This window comes from Kitasatospora sp. MY 5-36 (assembly GCF_001182915.1).
Classification (GTDB): Bacteria; Actinomycetota; Actinomycetes; order Streptomycetales; family Streptomycetaceae; genus Kitasatospora.
The window spans coordinates 1-15,617 of sequence record NZ_LFVW01000442.1 but is presented as its reverse complement, the minus strand read 5'-3'; the positions used below and the strand labels follow the sequence as shown (position 1 = coordinate 15,617).

Sequence of the window (15,617 nt, the reverse complement as noted above, 5' to 3'; positions counted from 1 at the left end):
CCCGCCGCGGCCGCCCGGCCGGTGGACGCGAACCTGGCCTCCACCGGTGCGGACAGCGACCGGACCGGCCTGATCGCGGGCGTCGGCGCGCTGCTGGTCGGCGTCGGTGCGGGGGCCTTCGTGCTGGTCCGCCGCCGCCGCACCGGCTGACCGCGCGCACGGCAGTGCCGTCGTCGGCCGGACGGCTAGCGCAGGCCGGGGACGGGCAGCCCGAGGTGGTCCCGCAGGGTGGGGCCGGTGTAGTCGGTGCGGAAGACCCCGCGCTCCTGGAGCAGCGGGACCACGCGGTCGACGAACTCGTCCAGGCCGCCCGGGGTGAGGTGCGGGACGAGGATGAAGCCGTCGGCCGCGTCGCTCTGCACGAAGCGGTCGATCTCGGCGGCGACGGTGGCGGGCGCTCCGATGAAGGACTGCCGGCCGGTCAGCTCGATCACCAGTTCGCGGCTGGTCAGCCTCTTCTCCGCGGCCACCGCCCGCCACCGTTCGGCGACGGCCACCGGGTCGGCGTGCCGGACCCGGCCCTGGACCAGGCCGCTGTCCGGGTCGGGGTCGACGGCCGGCAGCGGTCCGTCCGGGTCGTGGTCGGACAGGTCGACGCCCCAGACCTGCTCCAGGAAGGCGATCGCGGTCTGCGGGCTCACCTGGGCCCGGCGGATCTCCCGGGCCCGTTCGTCCGCCTCGGCGTCGGTGTCGCCGAGGACGAAGGTGACCCCGGGCATGATCTTCAGCTCGTCCGGCTTGCGGCCGTACGCGGCGAGCCGGCGCTTGACGTCGGCGTGGAAGGCCTGGCCGTCGGCGAGGGTGGAGTGCCGGGAGAAGACCACGTCGGCGGTGGCGGCCGCGAACTCGCGCCCCTCGTCGGAGTCCCCGGCCTGGATCACCACCGGGTGGCCCTGCGGCGGCCGCGGCAGCGAGAGCCGGCCCTCGACCTCGAACTGCGGGCCGGAGTGCCGGACGGGTTCCTCCCCGGCGTCCCAGAACTCCCGTGCCAGCTGGACGGATTCGGCGGCCCGGGTGTAGCGGTCGGCGCGGTCCAGGTACCCGCCGCGGCGGAAGTTCTCCCCGGTGAAGGCGTCCGAGGAGGTGACCACGTTCCAGGCCGCGCGGCCGCCGGAGAGGTGGTCCAACGAGGCGAAGCGGCGGGCCAGTTCGTACGGCTCGTTGAAGGTCGCGTTGACGGTGGCGGCCAGGCCGAGCCGTTCGGTGACGGCGGCCAGCGCGTTCAGCACGGTGATCGACTCGGGGCGGCCGACCACGTCGAGGTCGTGGATGAGGCCCTTGGTCTCGCGCAGCCGCAGGCCCTCGGCGAGGAAGAAGAAGTCGAACTTCCCGCGCTCGGCGGTCTGCGCGAGGTGGCGGAAGGAGGAGAACTCGATGTGGCTGCCGGCGGCCGGGTCGCTCCACACCGTGGTGTTGTTGACGCCGGGGAAGTGCGCGGCGAGGTGGATCTGCTTGAGCGGTCGGTCCGTCATCGGGTCACCTCGGCGAGGGCGGGAGCGGCGGTGGAGGCGGTGGAGGCAGGGGAGGTAGGGGAGCCGTCGGCGGGGCGGGCGGCGTAGCGGCTGGCCGGGCGGGCCAGGCCGAGGTGGTCGCGCAGGGTGCGGCCGGTGTACCCGGTGCGCAGCAGTCCGGCGGCGCGCAGGGCGGGGGCGATCCGGTCGGCCAGCGCGGCGAGGTCGCGCGACGGGTCGGCGGGGGAGAGGTGGAAGCCGTCGACGCCGGTGCCGGGCGCGGTGAGCTCGGCGAGCAGCCGCTCGTCGGCGGCCCGGTCGGGCAGGGCGGACAGGGCGGCGTCGAGCCGGGCGAGGACGCGCAGGTTCTCGCCGGCCCGCAGCCGCAGTTCGGTGGCGGCGGTCAGCCGGGTGGCCCGGTCGGGGGCGTCGAGCAGGACGACGTCGGCGTGCCGGATCGCGGCGTCGACCCGGGCCCGCCCGCCCGGGGAGGTGTCCGGCGCGAGGTCGGCGGCGGCGACGGGCACCACGACCACCGGGCGGCCCTGCGGCGGGCGCGGGGGGATGGACGGGCCGCGGACGGAGAAGCGCGGGCCCTCGAAGTCGATGTAGTGCAGCTTGTCGCGGTCGATGAACCGTCCGGTGGCGGTGTCGCGGATCTCCGCGTCGTCCTCCCAGCTGTCCCAGAGCCGGGCGGCCACCTCGACGGCGTCGGCGGCCTCGGCCCACAGCTCGTCCTCGGCGGCGACGGGGCGGCGGCCGAAGGCCCGCGCCTCGGCCTCGGTCGTGGAGACGCCGACCAGCCAGCCGGCCCGGCCCTCGCTCACCCAGTCCAGGGTGTTGACCGAGATCGAGGTGTGGAAGGGCTCGGTGTGGGTGGTGGTGACGGTCGGCACCAGCCCGACCCGGCCGGTCAGCGGGGCGGTCCGGGCGAGGGCGGCGAGCGCGTCGGGGCGGCTCGGCTGGGCGGCGAAGGAGTCGTCGAGGGTGACGAAGTCCAGGGTGGCCCGCTCGGCGAGGCGGGCGAGGGCGGTGTAGTGCCCGGCGTCGAGACGGCCGGGGCTGTCGAGGGCTGCGGACAGGTGCAACTGGCGGGGCATGGTGAGCCTGGCTTCCTCGTGCGGACGCGTGCGGGCACCGGCGCGCCCGTACGGGGACACGGGTGCGCGGGGGCGCGCCGGAGCGCGGTGGCGGCCCGCGGGCGGAGCCCGTACGGGCGGGGGAGGGAGGACCGGCGCCGGGCGGGACGTCAGCCGGGCGGCGGTGGGGGAACGGTCAGCTCAGCCGCGACACGCCGCGGACCACACGCGACCGAAGTCGATGTGGCTGCGGGTGACCAGCGGGCACGAGGCGTTCACCGCTTCAGTTGACCAGGGCGTCCGGCGGTTCGTCAACCGTCGTTTCCGCCCGCCGGAGCCGCGTGGGAGTCCGGTGGGAGTCCGGTCGGGGAGCCGCCGGAGCCGCGCGGGCGCGCCCGGGTACGCCGAAGGCCCCGCCCCGCCGCTGGGGGAGCAGCGGCGGGGCGGGGCCTCGGGAGCGGGCGGTGACGCGGGCGTCAGGCCTTGGTGACGTCCTCGATCTCGTCGTCGTCCTCGCGACCGGGGGTCTTGAGGTCGAACTTGGTGATCGCGAAGCGGAACAGGAAGTAGTAGACCGCGGCGAAGGCCAGGCCGAGCGGGATGATCATCCACGGGTCGGTGGCCTTGTTCCAGGCCAGCGCGTAGTCGATCAGGCCGCCGGAGAAGGTGAAGCCGTCGTGCACGCCGAGCGCCCAGGTGACGGTCATCGAGACGGCGGTGAGCAGCGCGTGGATGACGTACAGGACCGGGGCGATGAAGACGAAGGCGAACTCGATCGGCTCGGTGACACCGGTCACGAAGGAGGTCAGGGCCAGCGAGACCATCATGCCGGTGACGGCCTTGCGGCGGTGCGCCTTGGCGGCGTGGGCGATGGCCAGCGCGGCGGCGGGCAGCGCGAACATCATGATCGGGTAGAAGCCCGACATGAACTGTCCGGCGGTCGGGTCGCCGGCGAAGAAGCGGGTCAGGTCGCCGTGCACGACGGTGCCGTCGGGCTTGGTGAAGTCACCGGTCTGGAACCAGGCGTAGGAGTTCACGAACTGGTGCATGCCGACCGGCAGCAGACCGCGGTTGACCAGGCCGAAGGCGCCCGCACCGAACGCGCCGGCGCCGATCAGGGTGTCGTTCAGGCTCTTGATGGCGTCGCCGATCGGGCCCCAGGCCAGACCGAAGAAGACGCCGACGGCGGTGCCGACGAAGGCCATGATGATCGGGACCAGGCGGCGGCCGTTGAAGAAGCCGAGCCAGTCGACCAGCTTGGTGCGGTGGTACTTCTGCCACAGCACCGCGGCCAGTAGGCCGATCACGATGCCGCCGAGCACACCCGGGTTCTGGTAGGTGGCCGCCTCGTCCTTGCCGGGGAGGATCTTGTACTCGGTGATCGGGAACGCGGTGAGCACGTTCTTGTACACCAGGAAGCCGACCAGGGCGGCGAGGGCGGTGGAGCCGTCCGCCTTCTTGGCGTAGCCGATCGCGATACCCACCGCGAAGAGCATCGGCAGAGCGTCGAAGACCGAGGTGCCGGCGGTGTTGAACACCGCGGCGACCTTGTCCCAGCCGAGGCCGTCCTTGCCGAACACGTCGTCCTGGCCGAGACGCATCAGCAGACCGGCTGCGGGGAGCACGGCGATGGGCAGCTGGAGGCTGCGACCGATCTTCTGCAGACCCTGGAGGAGGTTCTGGCCGAACTTCTTGGCGGGGCTGGGTGAGGCCGGAGCCGTGGCGGGCGCCGGTGCCTGCGCAGACTGACTCATGGGGGTGGGTTCCTAACGGCATGGCGGTCGGTCGGGGGGAAGGCACAGGGGCCGAACCGCGAACTGGTCTACACCACACGTGGTGTAGACCAGTTTTGTAGCACGGGTGGAGAAGTCGAGGAACCCCGGAAAGCGGTGTCGCCGGGAAGCGCTATGAAATCGAAACCTACTTACCGAATGGCGATCATGGTAGCGACCGCGATTGGGATTTTGGCCGACTGCGCAACAAAATCGATTTTGGCTAATCGCGCAACAAAAGCACAGCGTGCTCCGGTGGGCCCTGCCAGGCGCGTTGGGCCCGGTCGGCCGGGCTTTCGGAAATGCCGAAGGCCTCCGGACCGGTGGTCCGGAGGCCTTTGCGGGGATAACTCGGGTGACGCCCGGGTTCAGGCCTTGGTGACGTCCTCGACCTCGGCCTCGTCCTCCCGGCCGGGAGTTTTCAGGTTGAATTTGACGATGATGAACCGGAAGAGCGCGTAGTACACGACGGCGAAGCAGAGGCCGATCGGGATGATCAGCCACGGTTTGGTGGCCAGTCCCCAGTTGATCACGTAGTCGATCAGGCCGGCCGAGAAGCTGAACCCGTCGTGCACCCCGAGCCCCCAGGTCACCGCCATCGAGGCGCCGGTCAGCAGCGCGTGCACGGCGTACAGGGCCGGGGCGATGTAGGCGAAGGAGTACTCGATCGGTTCGGTGACGCCCGTCACGAAGGAGGTCAGGCCGACCGAGAGCATCAGGCCGTAGATCTCCTTGCGCCGGTGCGGCTTCGCCGAGTGCGCGATCGCGAGCGCGGCGGCCGGCAGCGCGAACATCATGATCGGGAAGAAGCCGGACTGGAACTGGCCGGCCGTCGGGTCGCCCGCCAGGAAGCGCGGGATGTCGCCGTGCACGATCGCGCCGTCCGGCCTGGTGAACTCCCCGAACTGGAACCAGACGAAGGTGTTCAGCAGCTGGTGCATGCCGATCAGCAGCAGGGCCCGGTTGAACAGGCCGAAGATGCCGGCGCCGCCCGCGCCCAGGTCGGAGAGGGTCTGCGAGAAGTCGTTCAGGCCGCGGCCGATCGGCGGCCAGACCCAGAGCGCCACCACGGCGGTCAGCATGCCGACCAGCGCGGTGATCATCGGCACCAGGCGGCGGCCGTTGAAGAAGCCGAGCCAGTCGACCAGCTTGGTGCGGTGGAACCGCACCCACAGCCAGGCCGACATCAGGCCGATCAGGATGCCGCCGAGCACCCCCGGGTTCTGGAACGTCGCGGCCGCCGCCTTCGCCGAGCTGTAGTCCACGCACTGGTCGCTGACCAGCACCGTCGGCGGCTTGCAGCTCTCCGGGAAGGCGTGCAGGACCTTGTAGTACACCAGGAAGCCGACCACGGCGGCGAGCGCCGTCGAGCCGTCCGCCTTCTTCGCCATGCCGATCGCGACGCCGATGCAGAACAGCAGCGGCAGGCCGAAGGAGGAGTCGAGCAGCGCGCCGCCGGCGGAGGCGAAGACCTTCGCGACGTTGTCCCAGCCGAGGCCGTCCTTGCCGAACACGTCCGGCTGGCCGAGGCGGTTGAGGATGCCCGCGGCGGGGAGCACCGCCACCGGGAGCTGCAGGGAGCGGCCCATCTTCTGGAGGCCGCCGTAGAAGATGTGCCATCGTTTGGCCTGCGGGGCCGTGGCGCCTGCCGAACTCATCCTTCGCCCTCCGAGAGCAGTTGCCTGCCGGGGGCCCGGCGGGACCCTCGGGCAGGGCTCGGGAACACCCGGGGCCGTTCCCGCGTTCGTCGGAGTACACATATATTGGTGTAGACCACTTGACGCAGGTCGCACTCCGGAGGCGCGAGCCCCGCTGATCGTCATCCTCGGGCGGCGATCCGGAGCCTGCCCGCCGGAATGGGCCGAAAGTGGACTAACGTGGCGGACCGGACCGGCACGGGTGATGCTGGTCGCGCCGCTCGCAGGCCGACCGCGGCCGAACCCGCGTCAGCCACCGGCACGCACCTCACCGCACGACGGTCGAGGGACACCCAGCACCAGCGCAGGACGGCACCCGGCAGAGCCGCCGAAGGGCCGAGACAGAGGGAGAAACCAGATGGCCAGCAAGGCTGAGAAGATCGTCGCCGGTCTGGGCGGCATCGACAACATCGAAGAGGTCGAGGGCTGCATCACCCGCCTGCGCACCGAGGTCAAGGACGCCTCCCTGGTCGACGAGGCCGCCCTCAAGGCCGCCGGCGCCCACGGCGTCGTGAAGATGGGCACCGCGATCCAGGTCGTCATCGGCACCGACGCCGACCCGATCGCCGCCGACATCGAGGACATGATGTGAGCTGAACCACCCAGGTTCAGCCCGCCCGGCCCGCCGACCCGCTCAGGGGGACGGCGGGCCGTGGCGCGTCCCCGCCCTCTCCGGCTCGCCTCCGGAAGCGGCCCCCCGGAGCGACTACGCTCAGTGCCTATGTCACGCATCGACGGCCGCACCCCCGACCAGCTCCGCCCGATCACCATCGAACGGGGCTGGAGCAAGCACGCCGAAGGCTCCGTCCTCATCTCCTACGGCGACACCAAGGTGCTGTGCACCGCCAGCGTCACCGAGGGCGTGCCCCGCTGGCGCAAGGGCAGCGGCGAGGGCTGGGTCACCGCCGAGTACTCCATGCTCCCGCGCGCCACCAACACCCGCGGCGACCGCGAGGCCGTCAAGGGCCGCATCGGCGGCCGCACCCACGAGATCAGCCGGCTCATCGGCCGCTCGCTGCGCGCCGTGGTCGACCACCGCGCGCTCGCCGAGAACACCATCGTCCTCGACTGCGACGTCCTCCAGGCCGACGGCGGCACCCGCACCGCCGCCATCACCGGCGCCTACGTCGCCCTGGTCGACGCCGTCGCCTGGGCCCGCGACAAGAAGCTGCTGCGCGCCAAGGGCCAGCCGATCACCGGCGGCGTCAGCGCCGTCAGCGTCGGCATCATCGACGGCGTCCCGATGCTCGACCTCCAGTACGAGGAGGACGTGCGCGCCGAGACCGACATGAACATCGTCTGCACCTCCGACGGACGCTTCGTCGAGGTCCAGGGCACCGCCGAGGGCGCCCCGTTCGACCGCGAGCTGCTCGACCGGCTGCTCGACCTCGGCAGCCTCGGCTGCGCGGAGCTCGACGAGATCCAGCGCAAGGCCCTGGAAGGCTGAACCGGCGAGGACCCCGCGGCCGTGGAGCGGAACGGACGGACGGTCAACCCGTGGGTGGGGACGGCCGTTCGGACCGGTACGGACGCGCGTACGGGCCGCGGGTGGGGCCGCGGGGCGAACGGCCCGCCGAAGGGTCGACCTGACGGTCGGCCTGCTGTACAGGCCGGGTCCGGAGACCGTACGGTTCCCGCAGCACCCCCGCTGCGGGAACCGCGCACCCCTCTGCGCGCGTCCCACCCCACGGAACCCGCGCCCCCCAGGAGGATCGGATGCCGTCGAGCATCGCCCGCCCCGCCGCCCTCGCCGTGGCCGGACTCATCGCGATCCTCCCGCTCAGCATGGTGAGCTGCTCCGCCGCCCAGAAGGCGCTCGACTGCGGCAACACCGCCGTGAGGATCACCGGCGACCTCGCCGACGTCACCCAGGCGTACGACAACGCGAGCAACGACTCGGCGGCCGCCGGGAAGGCCCTGCAGAAGCTCAAGAACGACCTCGACCAGGTCGGGAAGAACTCCAAGAACACCGACGTCGCCAAGGCCGTGACCGATCTGCAGAAGCAGGTCGAGAACGTGCAGCGGGCGGCGGACAGGAACGAGGTCCCGGACCTCAAGCCGCTCGGCAACGCGGCCGGCAACCTCACCTCGCTCTGCACCGGCTGACCGCCTCCGGCCACTCGGTAGGGTGGGCGATATGTCCACCCGCCTGATCCTCGCCACCCGCAACCAGCACAAGGTCACCGAGCTCCGCGCCATCCTGGCGGACGCCGGCCTGGACGTCGAACTCGTCGGCGCCGACGCCTACCCGGAGATCCCGGACGTCCCCGAGACCGGCGTCACCTTCGCCGAGAACGCCCTGCTCAAGGCCCACGCCCTGGCCCGCGCCACCGGCCTGCCCGCCGTCGCCGACGACTCCGGCCTCTGCGTGGACGTGCTGAACGGCGCGCCCGGCATCTTCTCCGCGCGCTGGTCCGGCAAGCACGGCGACGACCGCGCCAACCTCGACCTGCTGCTCGCCCAGCTCTCCGACATCGCCGAGCCGCACCGCGGCGCCCACTTCTTCTGCGCCGCCGCCCTCGCCCTCCCCGACGGCACCGAGCGCGTCGTCGAGGGCCGCCTCCTCGGCACCCTGCGCACCGCCCCGGCCGGCGACGGCGGCTTCGGCTACGACCCGATCCTCCAGCCCCTCGGCGAGACCCGCACCTGCGCGGAGCTCACCGCCGATGAGAAGAACGCCATCAGCCACCGCGGCAAGGCCTTCCGCGCCCTCGCCCCGGTCGTGAAGGCCCTCATCGCCTGACGCCCCGCAGTAACGAAGATGGCCCGCTCCCCTTCGATTTGAAGGGGAGCGGGCCATCTGGCCTGGTGCGCCCGGTGGGACTCGAACCCACGACACTGCGGTTCTAAGCCGCATCTCTCTTGCCAGCTGGAGTACAGGCGCGTGCCAGGTCAAGCCTACCGGCTGTCGCGCGTGGTGGTGGCACGATTCTTCCGGCGACAGTAGGTATCGGTGATGGCATGGCAGTTCGGGCAGAGCAGCCGGAGGTTGCCCGGGCGGTTGTCCGACCAGTCGCCGTTGACGTGGTCGACCTCCAGCGTCATGGGGCGTCCTCGCCACTCCGGCCCGGTGCCGCAGTCCTCGCACAGCTCGGGTCGGCCGAGTTCGGCCAGCGCACTACGGATTCGAGCGCCGGGGATTCGCTTCGCGCTCTGGGCGCGTCGGACCAGCAGTTGATCGGCTGGGATCCGCGTCGGAGCGTGCCCGCCGCGATTGTGGGCCTGTCCGGTGAAGTGCGACGTGTCGATGCCGAGGTCCTTGATGCGCCGCCCGATGTGGGCCTGGGTGCCGCCGGCCTGTCGTCGATCGAGGTAGCGTACGACGCCGGCCACGCTGTGGGATGCGGCGACGGCCTCCTGGAGCAGTTCCTTCGTGTAGATCGTCCCGGGCGTCGGGAAGTGCGAGGCGTCGACGCCGTACGCCTTGATCCGTTGCCGCAGGTACTTGCGGTTGTACTCGTTCGGCTCGCGATCGAGCGCGAGCAGCATCTCGTCGAGCGTGGTCGCGAGGGCTGCGGCTTCGGCCAGCGCCTCCTTCGAGTACTGGCGCTGACGGTAGGAGCGGCAGCCCTGGTCGAAGTGTGCGGTGTCGATGCCGTAGTGGTGGAGCCGCTTGGTGAGGTAGCTGTGTGTGCCACGCGCCATCGGGATGCCGAGCTTGCGCATCATCTCGTTCACGCTGCTCGACTCGGCGGCGAGCGAAGCCAGCAGCTCGCGGGTGTACTTGACCGGCATGATGGCCCCCAGTGCGGGCTCGTGCGGGTCCTCCCTCGGACGGGCCAACGAGCGGGGCGGGGTCGGGTTACGGGTGGCGGTGGGTTTCAGCCAGGGGGCTGACTGGATGTCGCGCGCTTCCGACCTGTGATGTTTGGCTGTTGATTACCAATTGGTACAGACCTATTGACCTATGTGGTTCAGACCACATAGCTTCTCCGCCAATTGCAACCCCCCACGTGCGTGCTCCCCCACAGGCACGCGCCGACACTCTCTCCTGGAGGACCGAGTGTTGATCCGAAACACGGCGGAGCGGCGTCCCACCGCCGCGCACCGCCGGAAGAGCCCGGCGGCCCGCGCCGGTGTGGCCTCGCTCGCGGCGGCCTCGTTGGCCGGACTGCTGATGGCGACGCTGGGTGCGGCGCCCTCGCAGGCGTCGGCGGCCGTCGACAACGCGGCCTGTCGGCCCGACGGCCTGTACCAGACCCCCGGCGTGGACGTCCCGTACTGCTCCGTCTACGACACCAGCGGGCGCGAGAAGATGGGCGCGGACCACCAGCGCCGCATCATCGGCTACTTCACCGGCTGGCGCACCGGCAAGAACGGCGACGCCCCGTACCTGGCGACCGACATCCCCTGGGACAAGGTCACCCACCTCAACTACGCCTTCGGCCACGTCGGCGGCGACAACAAGCTCTCGGTCGGCACCGACGGCCCGACCAACGAGGCCACCGGGATCTCCTTCCCCGGCGTCCCCGGTGCCGAGCTGGACCCGAGCCTGCCGTACAAGGGCCACTTCAACCTGCTGACGAAGTTCAAGAAGCAGTACCCGAACGTCAAGACCCTGATCTCGGTGGGCGGTTGGACCGAGACCGGCGGCTACTTCGGGGACGACGGCAAGCGCGTCAACTCCGGCGGCTTCTACTCGATGACCGTCAACCCGGACGGCAGCGTCAACCAGGCCGGCATCGACACCTTCGCCGCCTCCTCGGTCGACTTCATCCGCAAGTACGGCTTCAACGGCGTCGACGTCGACTACGAGTACCCGACCTCGATGAAGGACGCCGGCAACCCGCTGGACTGGCAGCTCGCCAACGCCAAGCGCGGTTCGCTGGCCAAGGGTTACGCGGCGCTGATGAAGACCCTGCGCGAGAGCCTGGACAAGGCCGGCGCCGCCGACGGCAGGCACTACCTGCTGTCGGTCGCCGCCCCGTCCTCCGGCTACCTGCTGCGCGGCATGGAGACCTTCCAGGTGGCGAAGTACCTGGACTACGTCAACATCATGTCGTACGACCTGCACGGCGCCTGGAACAAGTACGTCGGCCCGAACGCCTCGCTGTACGACGACGGCAAGGACGGCGAGCTGGCCGCCGCCAACGTCTACGGCACCGGGCAGTACGGCGGCATCGGCTACCTGAACGCCGACTGGTCGTACCACTACTTCCGCGGCTCGATGCCGGGAGGCCGGATCAACGTCGGCCTGCCGTACTACACCCGCGGCTTCAAGAACGTGCAGGGCGGCACCAACGGCCTCTGGGGCACCGCCTCGGCGACCACCTGCCCGGCCGGCTCCGGCCTGACGGCCTGCGGTGACGGCGCGGTCGGCATCGACAACATCTGGAACGACAAGGACGACGCGGGCAAGGAGTCCCCGGCCGGGTCGAACCCGATGTGGCACGCCAAGAACCTGGAGAAGGGCATCCTGCCCGACTACCTGGCCAAGTACGGCGTCTCCGACACCGCGCTGCAGGGCACCTACACCCGCAACTACAGCTCCGCGCTGGTGGCGCCGTGGCTGTGGAACGACGCCAAGAAGGTGTTCCTCTCCACCGAGGACGAGCAGTCGGTGGGCGCCAAGGCGGACTACATCGTCAACCAGGGCGCCGGCGGCGCGATGATCTGGGAGCTCGCGGGCGACTACAAGTGGGACGCGGCCGCCAACGGCGGCAAGGGCGAGTACGTGCCCGGTTCGACGCTGACCTCGCTGATGTACGACAAGTTCAAGTCGGCGGCCCCGTACGGCGCGGTCCGCGCGACGACCGCGCTGCCGCAGCAGACCCTGCCGATCGACGTGTCGTTCACCAACTTCGCGCTGGGCGACTCGAACTACCCGATCAACCCGAAGCTGCACATCGTCAACAACTCGACGCTGACCCTGCCGGGCGGCACCGAGTTCCAGTTCGACTACGGCAACTCGGCCCCGGGCAACGCCAAGGACCAGTCCGGCTTCGGCCTCCAGGTCATCAAGCAGGACAACCCGGGCCCGGGCAACGTGGGCGGCCTGAAGGGCACCTACAACCGGGTGTCGGTCAAGCTGCCGGGCTGGCAGTCGCTGGCGCCGGGCGCCTCGATCGACATGGACTTCGTCTACTACCTGCCGGTGTCCACGCCGTCGAACTGGACGGTCAACGTGGGCGGCACGCTGTACGGGATCAAGGGCGACCTGACCCGCGGCGCGGTGGACGGCGGCACGCCGACCCCGACCCCGACGCCGTCGCAGACGGCCACCCCGACGCCGACCCCCACGGGCACGCCGACCGGCACGCCGACGGCCACCCCGACCGGGACGCCGACGCCGACCGCGACCCCGACCTCGGGCACCTGCGCGGCCGCCCCGAGCTGGGACGCCGGCACCACCTACGCGACGCCCACCAAGGTCTCGTGGAAGGGCCACTACTACCAGAACAAGTGGTGGACCAAGGGCGACGACCCCGCGGCCAGCGGCTCGTGGGGCGTCTGGAGCGACCTCGGGACCTGCTGATCAGGGCGGTCCGCTGAGGTGAGGACGGCGGTGGCGGTGCACCCGGTCGGGGGGTGTGCCGCCACCGCTTCGTCGTACCGGCCGTGCTTACGCGCCGACGCTTACGCGCCGACCTTGAGGTCGCGCAGCAGCTTGGCGACGTGGCCGGTGGCCCGCACGTTGTAGAACGCGTGCTCGACCTTGCCGTGCTCGTCCACGACGATCGTGGAGCGGATGACGCCCAGGTAGGTGCGGCCGTAGTTCTGCTTCTCGCCGAAGGCGGCGTACGCCTCCAGCACCTCCTTGTCCGGGTCGGACAGCAGGGTGACCTTGAGGTTCTCGGCCTCGCGGAACTTGCCGAGCTTCTCCGGCTTGTCCGGGGAGATGCCGATGACGTCGTAGCCGGCGTCCGCGAGGACCTCCAGGTTGTCGGTGAAGTCGCAGGCCTGCTTGGTGCAGCCGGGCGTCAGGGCGGCGGGGTAGAAGTAGACGATGACCTTGCGGCCCGCGTGGTCGGCGAGGGACACCTGGTTGCCGTCGGCGTCGGACAGGCTGAAGGCGGGCGCGGTGTCGCCGGGCTGGAGACGCTCACTCACGGTCGTACTCTCCTGGATGCTGGGACGGGCGGTCGTACCACGGCAAACTTACCTCCGATGGTGGGTGGGGCCGCGCGACCGTGTGCGGCAGCTGACACACTGGGTCAGTCGCACCGATCGCAGGGATCGGATGGAACAACATCGGCGAGTGAATGGGGTGGCCCGAGTGGGCGAGGCGAGCACGCAGGACAAGTCGGCGCGGACGACCGCCCAGATCGAGGCGGACATCGAGCGGACGCGTGACCGGCTGGCGTCGACCCTGGACGAGCTGGCCGTCCGCGTCCACCCGAGCACGGTGACCGCCCAGGTCAAGGCCAAGGCGGTGGCCGCCGTCGAGGAGAAGACCGCCCGGGCGTACGTGGCCGCCAGCGGCGTGGTGGAGAAGGTCCGGGCGCAGTTCGTGGACGAGAAGGGGCAGCCGCGCCGCGAGCGGATCGTCCCGGCCGCGCTGGTCGGCGTGGGCCTGGTGCTGCTGGTCGCCTCGGCGCGCAAGCGCCGCAAGGGCTGAGCGCACAGCGGGACGGCGGGGCCGGGCGCGACGGGTGCCCGGCCTTTCGCGTGCCCGGGCTTCCGGGTGCCCGGCGCTCCGCCTGCCGGGCCTTCCGGATACCGGGCCAGCGTCACGCCCCGCGCCCGGGGGAGGTACCTTCGGGACCGTGAGTACGAACCACGAACCGACGCGCTCCGACGACGCGCAGGAGCCCGCCCGCCACGACCGGCTCGGCGAGAAGCTGCCGATCCGGATGCTGCACGACCGCGTGCTGGTGCGGATCGAGGGCGGCGAGGGCGAGCGCCGTTCGACCGGCGGCATCCTGATCCCGGCCACGGCGGAGCTGTCCAAGCGCTGTACCTGGGCGGAGGCCGTCGCGGTGGGCCAGAGCGTGCGCTCGGTGGAGCCCGGCGACCGGGTGCTGTACGACCCGGAGGACAAGCTGGAGGTCGAGGTCCGCGGCGCCACCTACGTGCTGCTGCGCGAGCGCGACCTGCACGCCGTCGCCGCCACCCGCTTCGGCGACACGGAGGGCTCGACCGGGCTGTACCTGTGACGGTCTGATCCGCTCCGTGCCCTGAGGTGCCCCCGACCCGGGTCGGGGGCACTGTGCTTTCGCGGCGGGGGTCCGCGACATGGCGGTCCGCCGCGGGGGTCGGGGGCGTTGTCGGTGCCGCGCGCTAGGGTCCCGGCATGAGTGTGCCGGTGATCGGGGACGGGGAGCGTCGGGCCAGGCTGGGGCGGCGTCAGCTGCTGGCGCCGTCGGTGCGGGCGGCGCGGGTGGAGGACGTGGCCGACGCGGTGGTCGGGCTGCACGCGACGGACGCGGCCACGGTGTACCTGTCGGCCTGCGCGCGGCTGGCCGAGCCCTCGGCGGCGGAGGTGGACCGGGCGCTGTACGAGGACGTCTCGCTGGTGAAGCTGCTGTCGATGCGGCGGACGATCTTCGCGGTGACGGAGGGCCTGGCCCCGTACGTGAGTTCGGCGGCGGCGCGGGCGATCGCGGCGAAGGAGCGGGCGACGCTGCTGAAGCACCTGCGGGACCACGCCGAGGGCTGGGACGAGGCCCGGCTGGCGGAGGCGGAGCGCGAGGTGCTGGCCGCGCTGGCCGGGCGCGGCGAGGCAACGACCAAGGAACTCTCCGAGGACGTACCGCAGTTGCGCGAGACGATGCTGATGTCGGCGGGCAAGGCGTACGAGGCGCGGCAGAGCGTGGGCAGCCGGCTGCTGCGGCTGCTGGCCTCGGACGGGCACGTGCGCCGCTGCCGTCCGCGCGGGTCGTGGCTGAGCAGCAGCTACCCGTGGGCGCTGGTGCCGCAGTGGCCGGAGGTGCCGGTGCGGGAGGCGAAGGCCGAGGTGGTGCGGCGCTGGCTGGCGGCGTACGGGCCGGCGACGGTCGAGGACGTGAAGTGGTGGACGGGCTGGACGCTGGGGGACGTCCGCCGGGCGCTGGCCGATCTCGGGGCGCTGGACGTGGCGTTGGCCGGCGGGGCGCCCGCCCTGGTGCTGCCGGGGGACGAGGGGCCGGTGGCGGAGCCGGAGCCGTGGGCGGCGCTGCTGCCCGCGCTGGACCCGGCGGTGATGGGCTGGCGCGGGCGGGACTGGTACCTGCGGCCGGAGGACGTGCCGGCGCTGTTCGACCGGGCGGGCAACGCCGGGCCGACGGTGTGGTGGTGCGGCGAGGTGGTGGGCGGCTGGACGCAGCGCGCGGACGGCGAGGTGGTGTGGCGGTTGTTCCGGGGGGCCGGGGCGGAGGCGGAGCGGGCGGTCGCGGCGGAGGCGGAGCGGTTGGCGGGCTGGCTGGGCGAGGTGCGGGTGACGCCGCGGTTCCGCACCCCGCTGGAGAAGGAGCTCAGGGGCTGACCGGGAGCCGATCGGGGGCTCAGGGCGTCGGGGGCGGCGGCACCGGGTGGCTCGCGGGGCCGCCGGTGGCGCTGGGCAGGGCCGTGGGGCGGGTCGGCTGGACCAGGGTGGGCTTCGGGGTGGGGCTGGGCTGCTCCGGGTCCGTGGTCGTCGGCCTGGTGGCCTGCGGGCTGGGGGTGTTGGGGCCGGTGGGGGGCTGGCCGGTGGCGGCGGGG

The 15,617-nt window shown here is 71.8% G+C and carries 15 protein-coding genes, 1 tRNA gene and 1 pseudogene; 9 read left to right on the top strand and 8 right to left on the bottom strand.

Translation table 11 applies throughout. From position 1 onward, the window contains the following. The first annotated feature begins 21 nt into the window (after window positions 1–21). Window positions 22–150, top strand: coding sequence for an LAETG motif-containing sortase-dependent surface protein (locus tag AE652_RS44230; protein WP_234348539.1), 129 nt, complete (start codon window positions 22–24; stop codon window positions 148–150). 35 nt (window positions 151–185) lie between these two features. On the opposite strand, the gene AE652_RS26115 is transcribed toward AE652_RS44230, so the two are convergent. The 4 genes from AE652_RS26115 to AE652_RS26100 all read right to left on the bottom strand — a co-directional run bounded on the left by AE652_RS26115 (window position 186) and on the right by AE652_RS26100 (window position 5,960). Next, window positions 186–1,472, bottom strand: a complete 1,287-nt coding sequence (locus AE652_RS26115) for an LLM class flavin-dependent oxidoreductase (protein ID WP_049655713.1) — start codon at window positions 1,470–1,472, stop codon at window positions 186–188. After that, on the bottom strand, window positions 1,469–2,551 hold the full coding sequence (locus AE652_RS26110) for an LLM class flavin-dependent oxidoreductase (protein WP_049655711.1): 1,083 nt from the start codon (window positions 2,549–2,551) through the stop codon (window positions 1,469–1,471). The genes AE652_RS26115 and AE652_RS26110 overlap by 4 nt, the downstream gene beginning before the upstream one ends. Before the next feature lie 455 nt (window positions 2,552–3,006). Then, window positions 3,007–4,284 (bottom strand): PTS transporter subunit EIIC, encoded by a 1,278-nt coding sequence (locus AE652_RS26105; protein WP_049655708.1) that lies wholly within the window; start codon window positions 4,282–4,284, stop codon window positions 3,007–3,009. A 386-nt stretch (window positions 4,285–4,670) separates the two neighbouring features. Continuing rightward, window positions 4,671–5,960, bottom strand: coding sequence for a PTS transporter subunit EIIC (locus AE652_RS26100; RefSeq protein ID WP_049655706.1), 1,290 nt, complete (start codon window positions 5,958–5,960; stop codon window positions 4,671–4,673). 397 nt (window positions 5,961–6,357) lie between these two features. On the opposite strand from AE652_RS26100, the gene AE652_RS26095 reads away from it, so the two are divergent. The 4 genes from AE652_RS26095 to rdgB all read left to right on the top strand — a co-directional run bounded on the left by AE652_RS26095 (window position 6,358) and on the right by rdgB (window position 8,742). Beyond that, on the top strand, window positions 6,358–6,591 hold the full coding sequence (locus AE652_RS26095) for a glucose PTS transporter subunit EIIB (protein WP_030060521.1): 234 nt from the start codon (window positions 6,358–6,360) through the stop codon (window positions 6,589–6,591). A gap of 129 nt (window positions 6,592–6,720) precedes the next feature. Further along, window positions 6,721–7,446, top strand: coding sequence for a ribonuclease PH (rph, locus tag AE652_RS26090; RefSeq protein ID WP_049655704.1), 726 nt, complete (start codon window positions 6,721–6,723; stop codon window positions 7,444–7,446). A 269-nt stretch (window positions 7,447–7,715) separates the two neighbouring features. Further along, window positions 7,716–8,105, top strand: a complete 390-nt coding sequence (locus tag AE652_RS26085) for a hypothetical protein (protein ID WP_049655703.1) — start codon at window positions 7,716–7,718, stop codon at window positions 8,103–8,105. Between the two features lie 31 nt (window positions 8,106–8,136). Further along, the gene (rdgB, locus tag AE652_RS26080; RefSeq protein WP_049655700.1) at window positions 8,137–8,742 is read left to right on the top strand and encodes an RdgB/HAM1 family non-canonical purine NTP pyrophosphatase; all 606 of its coding nucleotides are present in this window, start codon (window positions 8,137–8,139) and stop codon (window positions 8,740–8,742) included. A gap of 63 nt (window positions 8,743–8,805) precedes the next feature. On the opposite strand, the gene AE652_RS26075 is transcribed toward rdgB, so the two are convergent. Beyond that, window positions 8,806–8,883: transfer RNA gene (locus AE652_RS26075), tRNA-Leu, on the bottom strand. Window positions 8,884–8,897: 14 nt separating this feature from the next. After that, window positions 8,898–9,734, bottom strand: a complete 837-nt coding sequence (locus AE652_RS26070; protein ID WP_063780269.1) for an HNH endonuclease signature motif containing protein — start codon at window positions 9,732–9,734, stop codon at window positions 8,898–8,900. Window positions 9,735–10,116: 382 nt separating this feature from the next. Here AE652_RS26070 and AE652_RS26065 point away from each other — a divergent pair, with 382 nt between their 5' ends. Continuing rightward, a complete protein-coding gene (locus AE652_RS26065; protein WP_369808333.1) occupies window positions 10,117–12,474 on the top strand; it encodes a chitinase C-terminal domain-containing protein in 2,358 nt (785 codons plus the stop codon). Between the two features lie 101 nt (window positions 12,475–12,575). On the opposite strand, the gene bcp is transcribed toward AE652_RS26065, so the two are convergent. Then, window positions 12,576–13,049 (bottom strand): thioredoxin-dependent thiol peroxidase, encoded by a 474-nt coding sequence (gene bcp / locus AE652_RS26060; protein WP_049655699.1) that lies wholly within the window; start codon window positions 13,047–13,049, stop codon window positions 12,576–12,578. Between the two features lie 166 nt (window positions 13,050–13,215). Between bcp and AE652_RS26055 the strand changes: the two genes are divergently transcribed. The 3 genes from AE652_RS26055 to AE652_RS26045 all read left to right on the top strand — a co-directional run bounded on the left by AE652_RS26055 (window position 13,216) and on the right by AE652_RS26045 (window position 15,402). Beyond that, window positions 13,216–13,557 (top strand): DUF3618 domain-containing protein, encoded by a 342-nt coding sequence (locus AE652_RS26055; protein WP_049655697.1) that lies wholly within the window; start codon window positions 13,216–13,218, stop codon window positions 13,555–13,557. A 235-nt stretch (window positions 13,558–13,792) separates the two neighbouring features. Continuing rightward, entirely contained in the window at window positions 13,793–14,095 is a 303-nt protein-coding gene (locus AE652_RS26050; protein WP_049655715.1) for a co-chaperone GroES, read from the top strand. Between the two features lie 137 nt (window positions 14,096–14,232). Next, window positions 14,233–15,402 carry a winged helix DNA-binding domain-containing protein gene (locus AE652_RS26045; RefSeq protein ID WP_049655696.1) on the top strand — a complete coding sequence of 390 codons (1,170 nt, stop codon included), beginning with the start codon at window positions 14,233–14,235 and terminating at the stop codon, window positions 15,400–15,402. A 19-nt stretch (window positions 15,403–15,421) separates the two neighbouring features. On the opposite strand, the pseudogene AE652_RS26040 reads toward AE652_RS26045, so the two are convergent. Then, window positions 15,422–15,617: pseudogene (locus tag AE652_RS26040) on the bottom strand (RNA polymerase subunit sigma-24); the annotation flags it as partial.

What these genes read in the sequence shown, in the direction of transcription:
- AE652_RS26115 (WP_049655713.1), bottom strand. Translation starts at nt 1,472, where the DNA reads ATGACGGACCGACCGCTCAAGCAGATCCACCTCGCCGCGCACTTCCCC.
- AE652_RS26110 (WP_049655711.1), bottom strand. Translation starts at nt 2,551, where the DNA reads ATGCCCCGCCAGTTGCACCTGTCCGCAGCCCTCGACAGCCCCGGCCGT.
- AE652_RS26105 (WP_049655708.1), bottom strand. Translation starts at nt 4,284, where the DNA reads ATGAGTCAGTCTGCGCAGGCACCGGCGCCCGCCACGGCTCCGGCCTCA.
- AE652_RS26100 (WP_049655706.1), bottom strand. Translation starts at nt 5,960, where the DNA reads ATGAGTTCGGCAGGCGCCACGGCCCCGCAGGCCAAACGATGGCACATC.
- AE652_RS26095 (WP_030060521.1), top strand. Translation starts at nt 6,358, where the DNA reads ATGGCCAGCAAGGCTGAGAAGATCGTCGCCGGTCTGGGCGGCATCGAC.
- rph (WP_049655704.1), top strand. Translation starts at nt 6,721, where the DNA reads ATGTCACGCATCGACGGCCGCACCCCCGACCAGCTCCGCCCGATCACC.
- AE652_RS26085 (WP_049655703.1), top strand. Translation starts at nt 7,716, where the DNA reads ATGCCGTCGAGCATCGCCCGCCCCGCCGCCCTCGCCGTGGCCGGACTC.
- rdgB (WP_049655700.1), top strand. Translation starts at nt 8,137, where the DNA reads ATGTCCACCCGCCTGATCCTCGCCACCCGCAACCAGCACAAGGTCACC.
- AE652_RS26070 (WP_063780269.1), bottom strand. Translation starts at nt 9,734, where the DNA reads ATGCCGGTCAAGTACACCCGCGAGCTGCTGGCTTCGCTCGCCGCCGAG.
- AE652_RS26065 (WP_369808333.1), top strand. Translation starts at nt 10,117, where the DNA reads ATGGCGACGCTGGGTGCGGCGCCCTCGCAGGCGTCGGCGGCCGTCGAC.
- AE652_RS26050 (WP_049655715.1), top strand. Translation starts at nt 13,793, where the DNA reads ATGCTGCACGACCGCGTGCTGGTGCGGATCGAGGGCGGCGAGGGCGAG.
- AE652_RS26045 (WP_049655696.1), top strand. Translation starts at nt 14,233, where the DNA reads ATGAGTGTGCCGGTGATCGGGGACGGGGAGCGTCGGGCCAGGCTGGGG.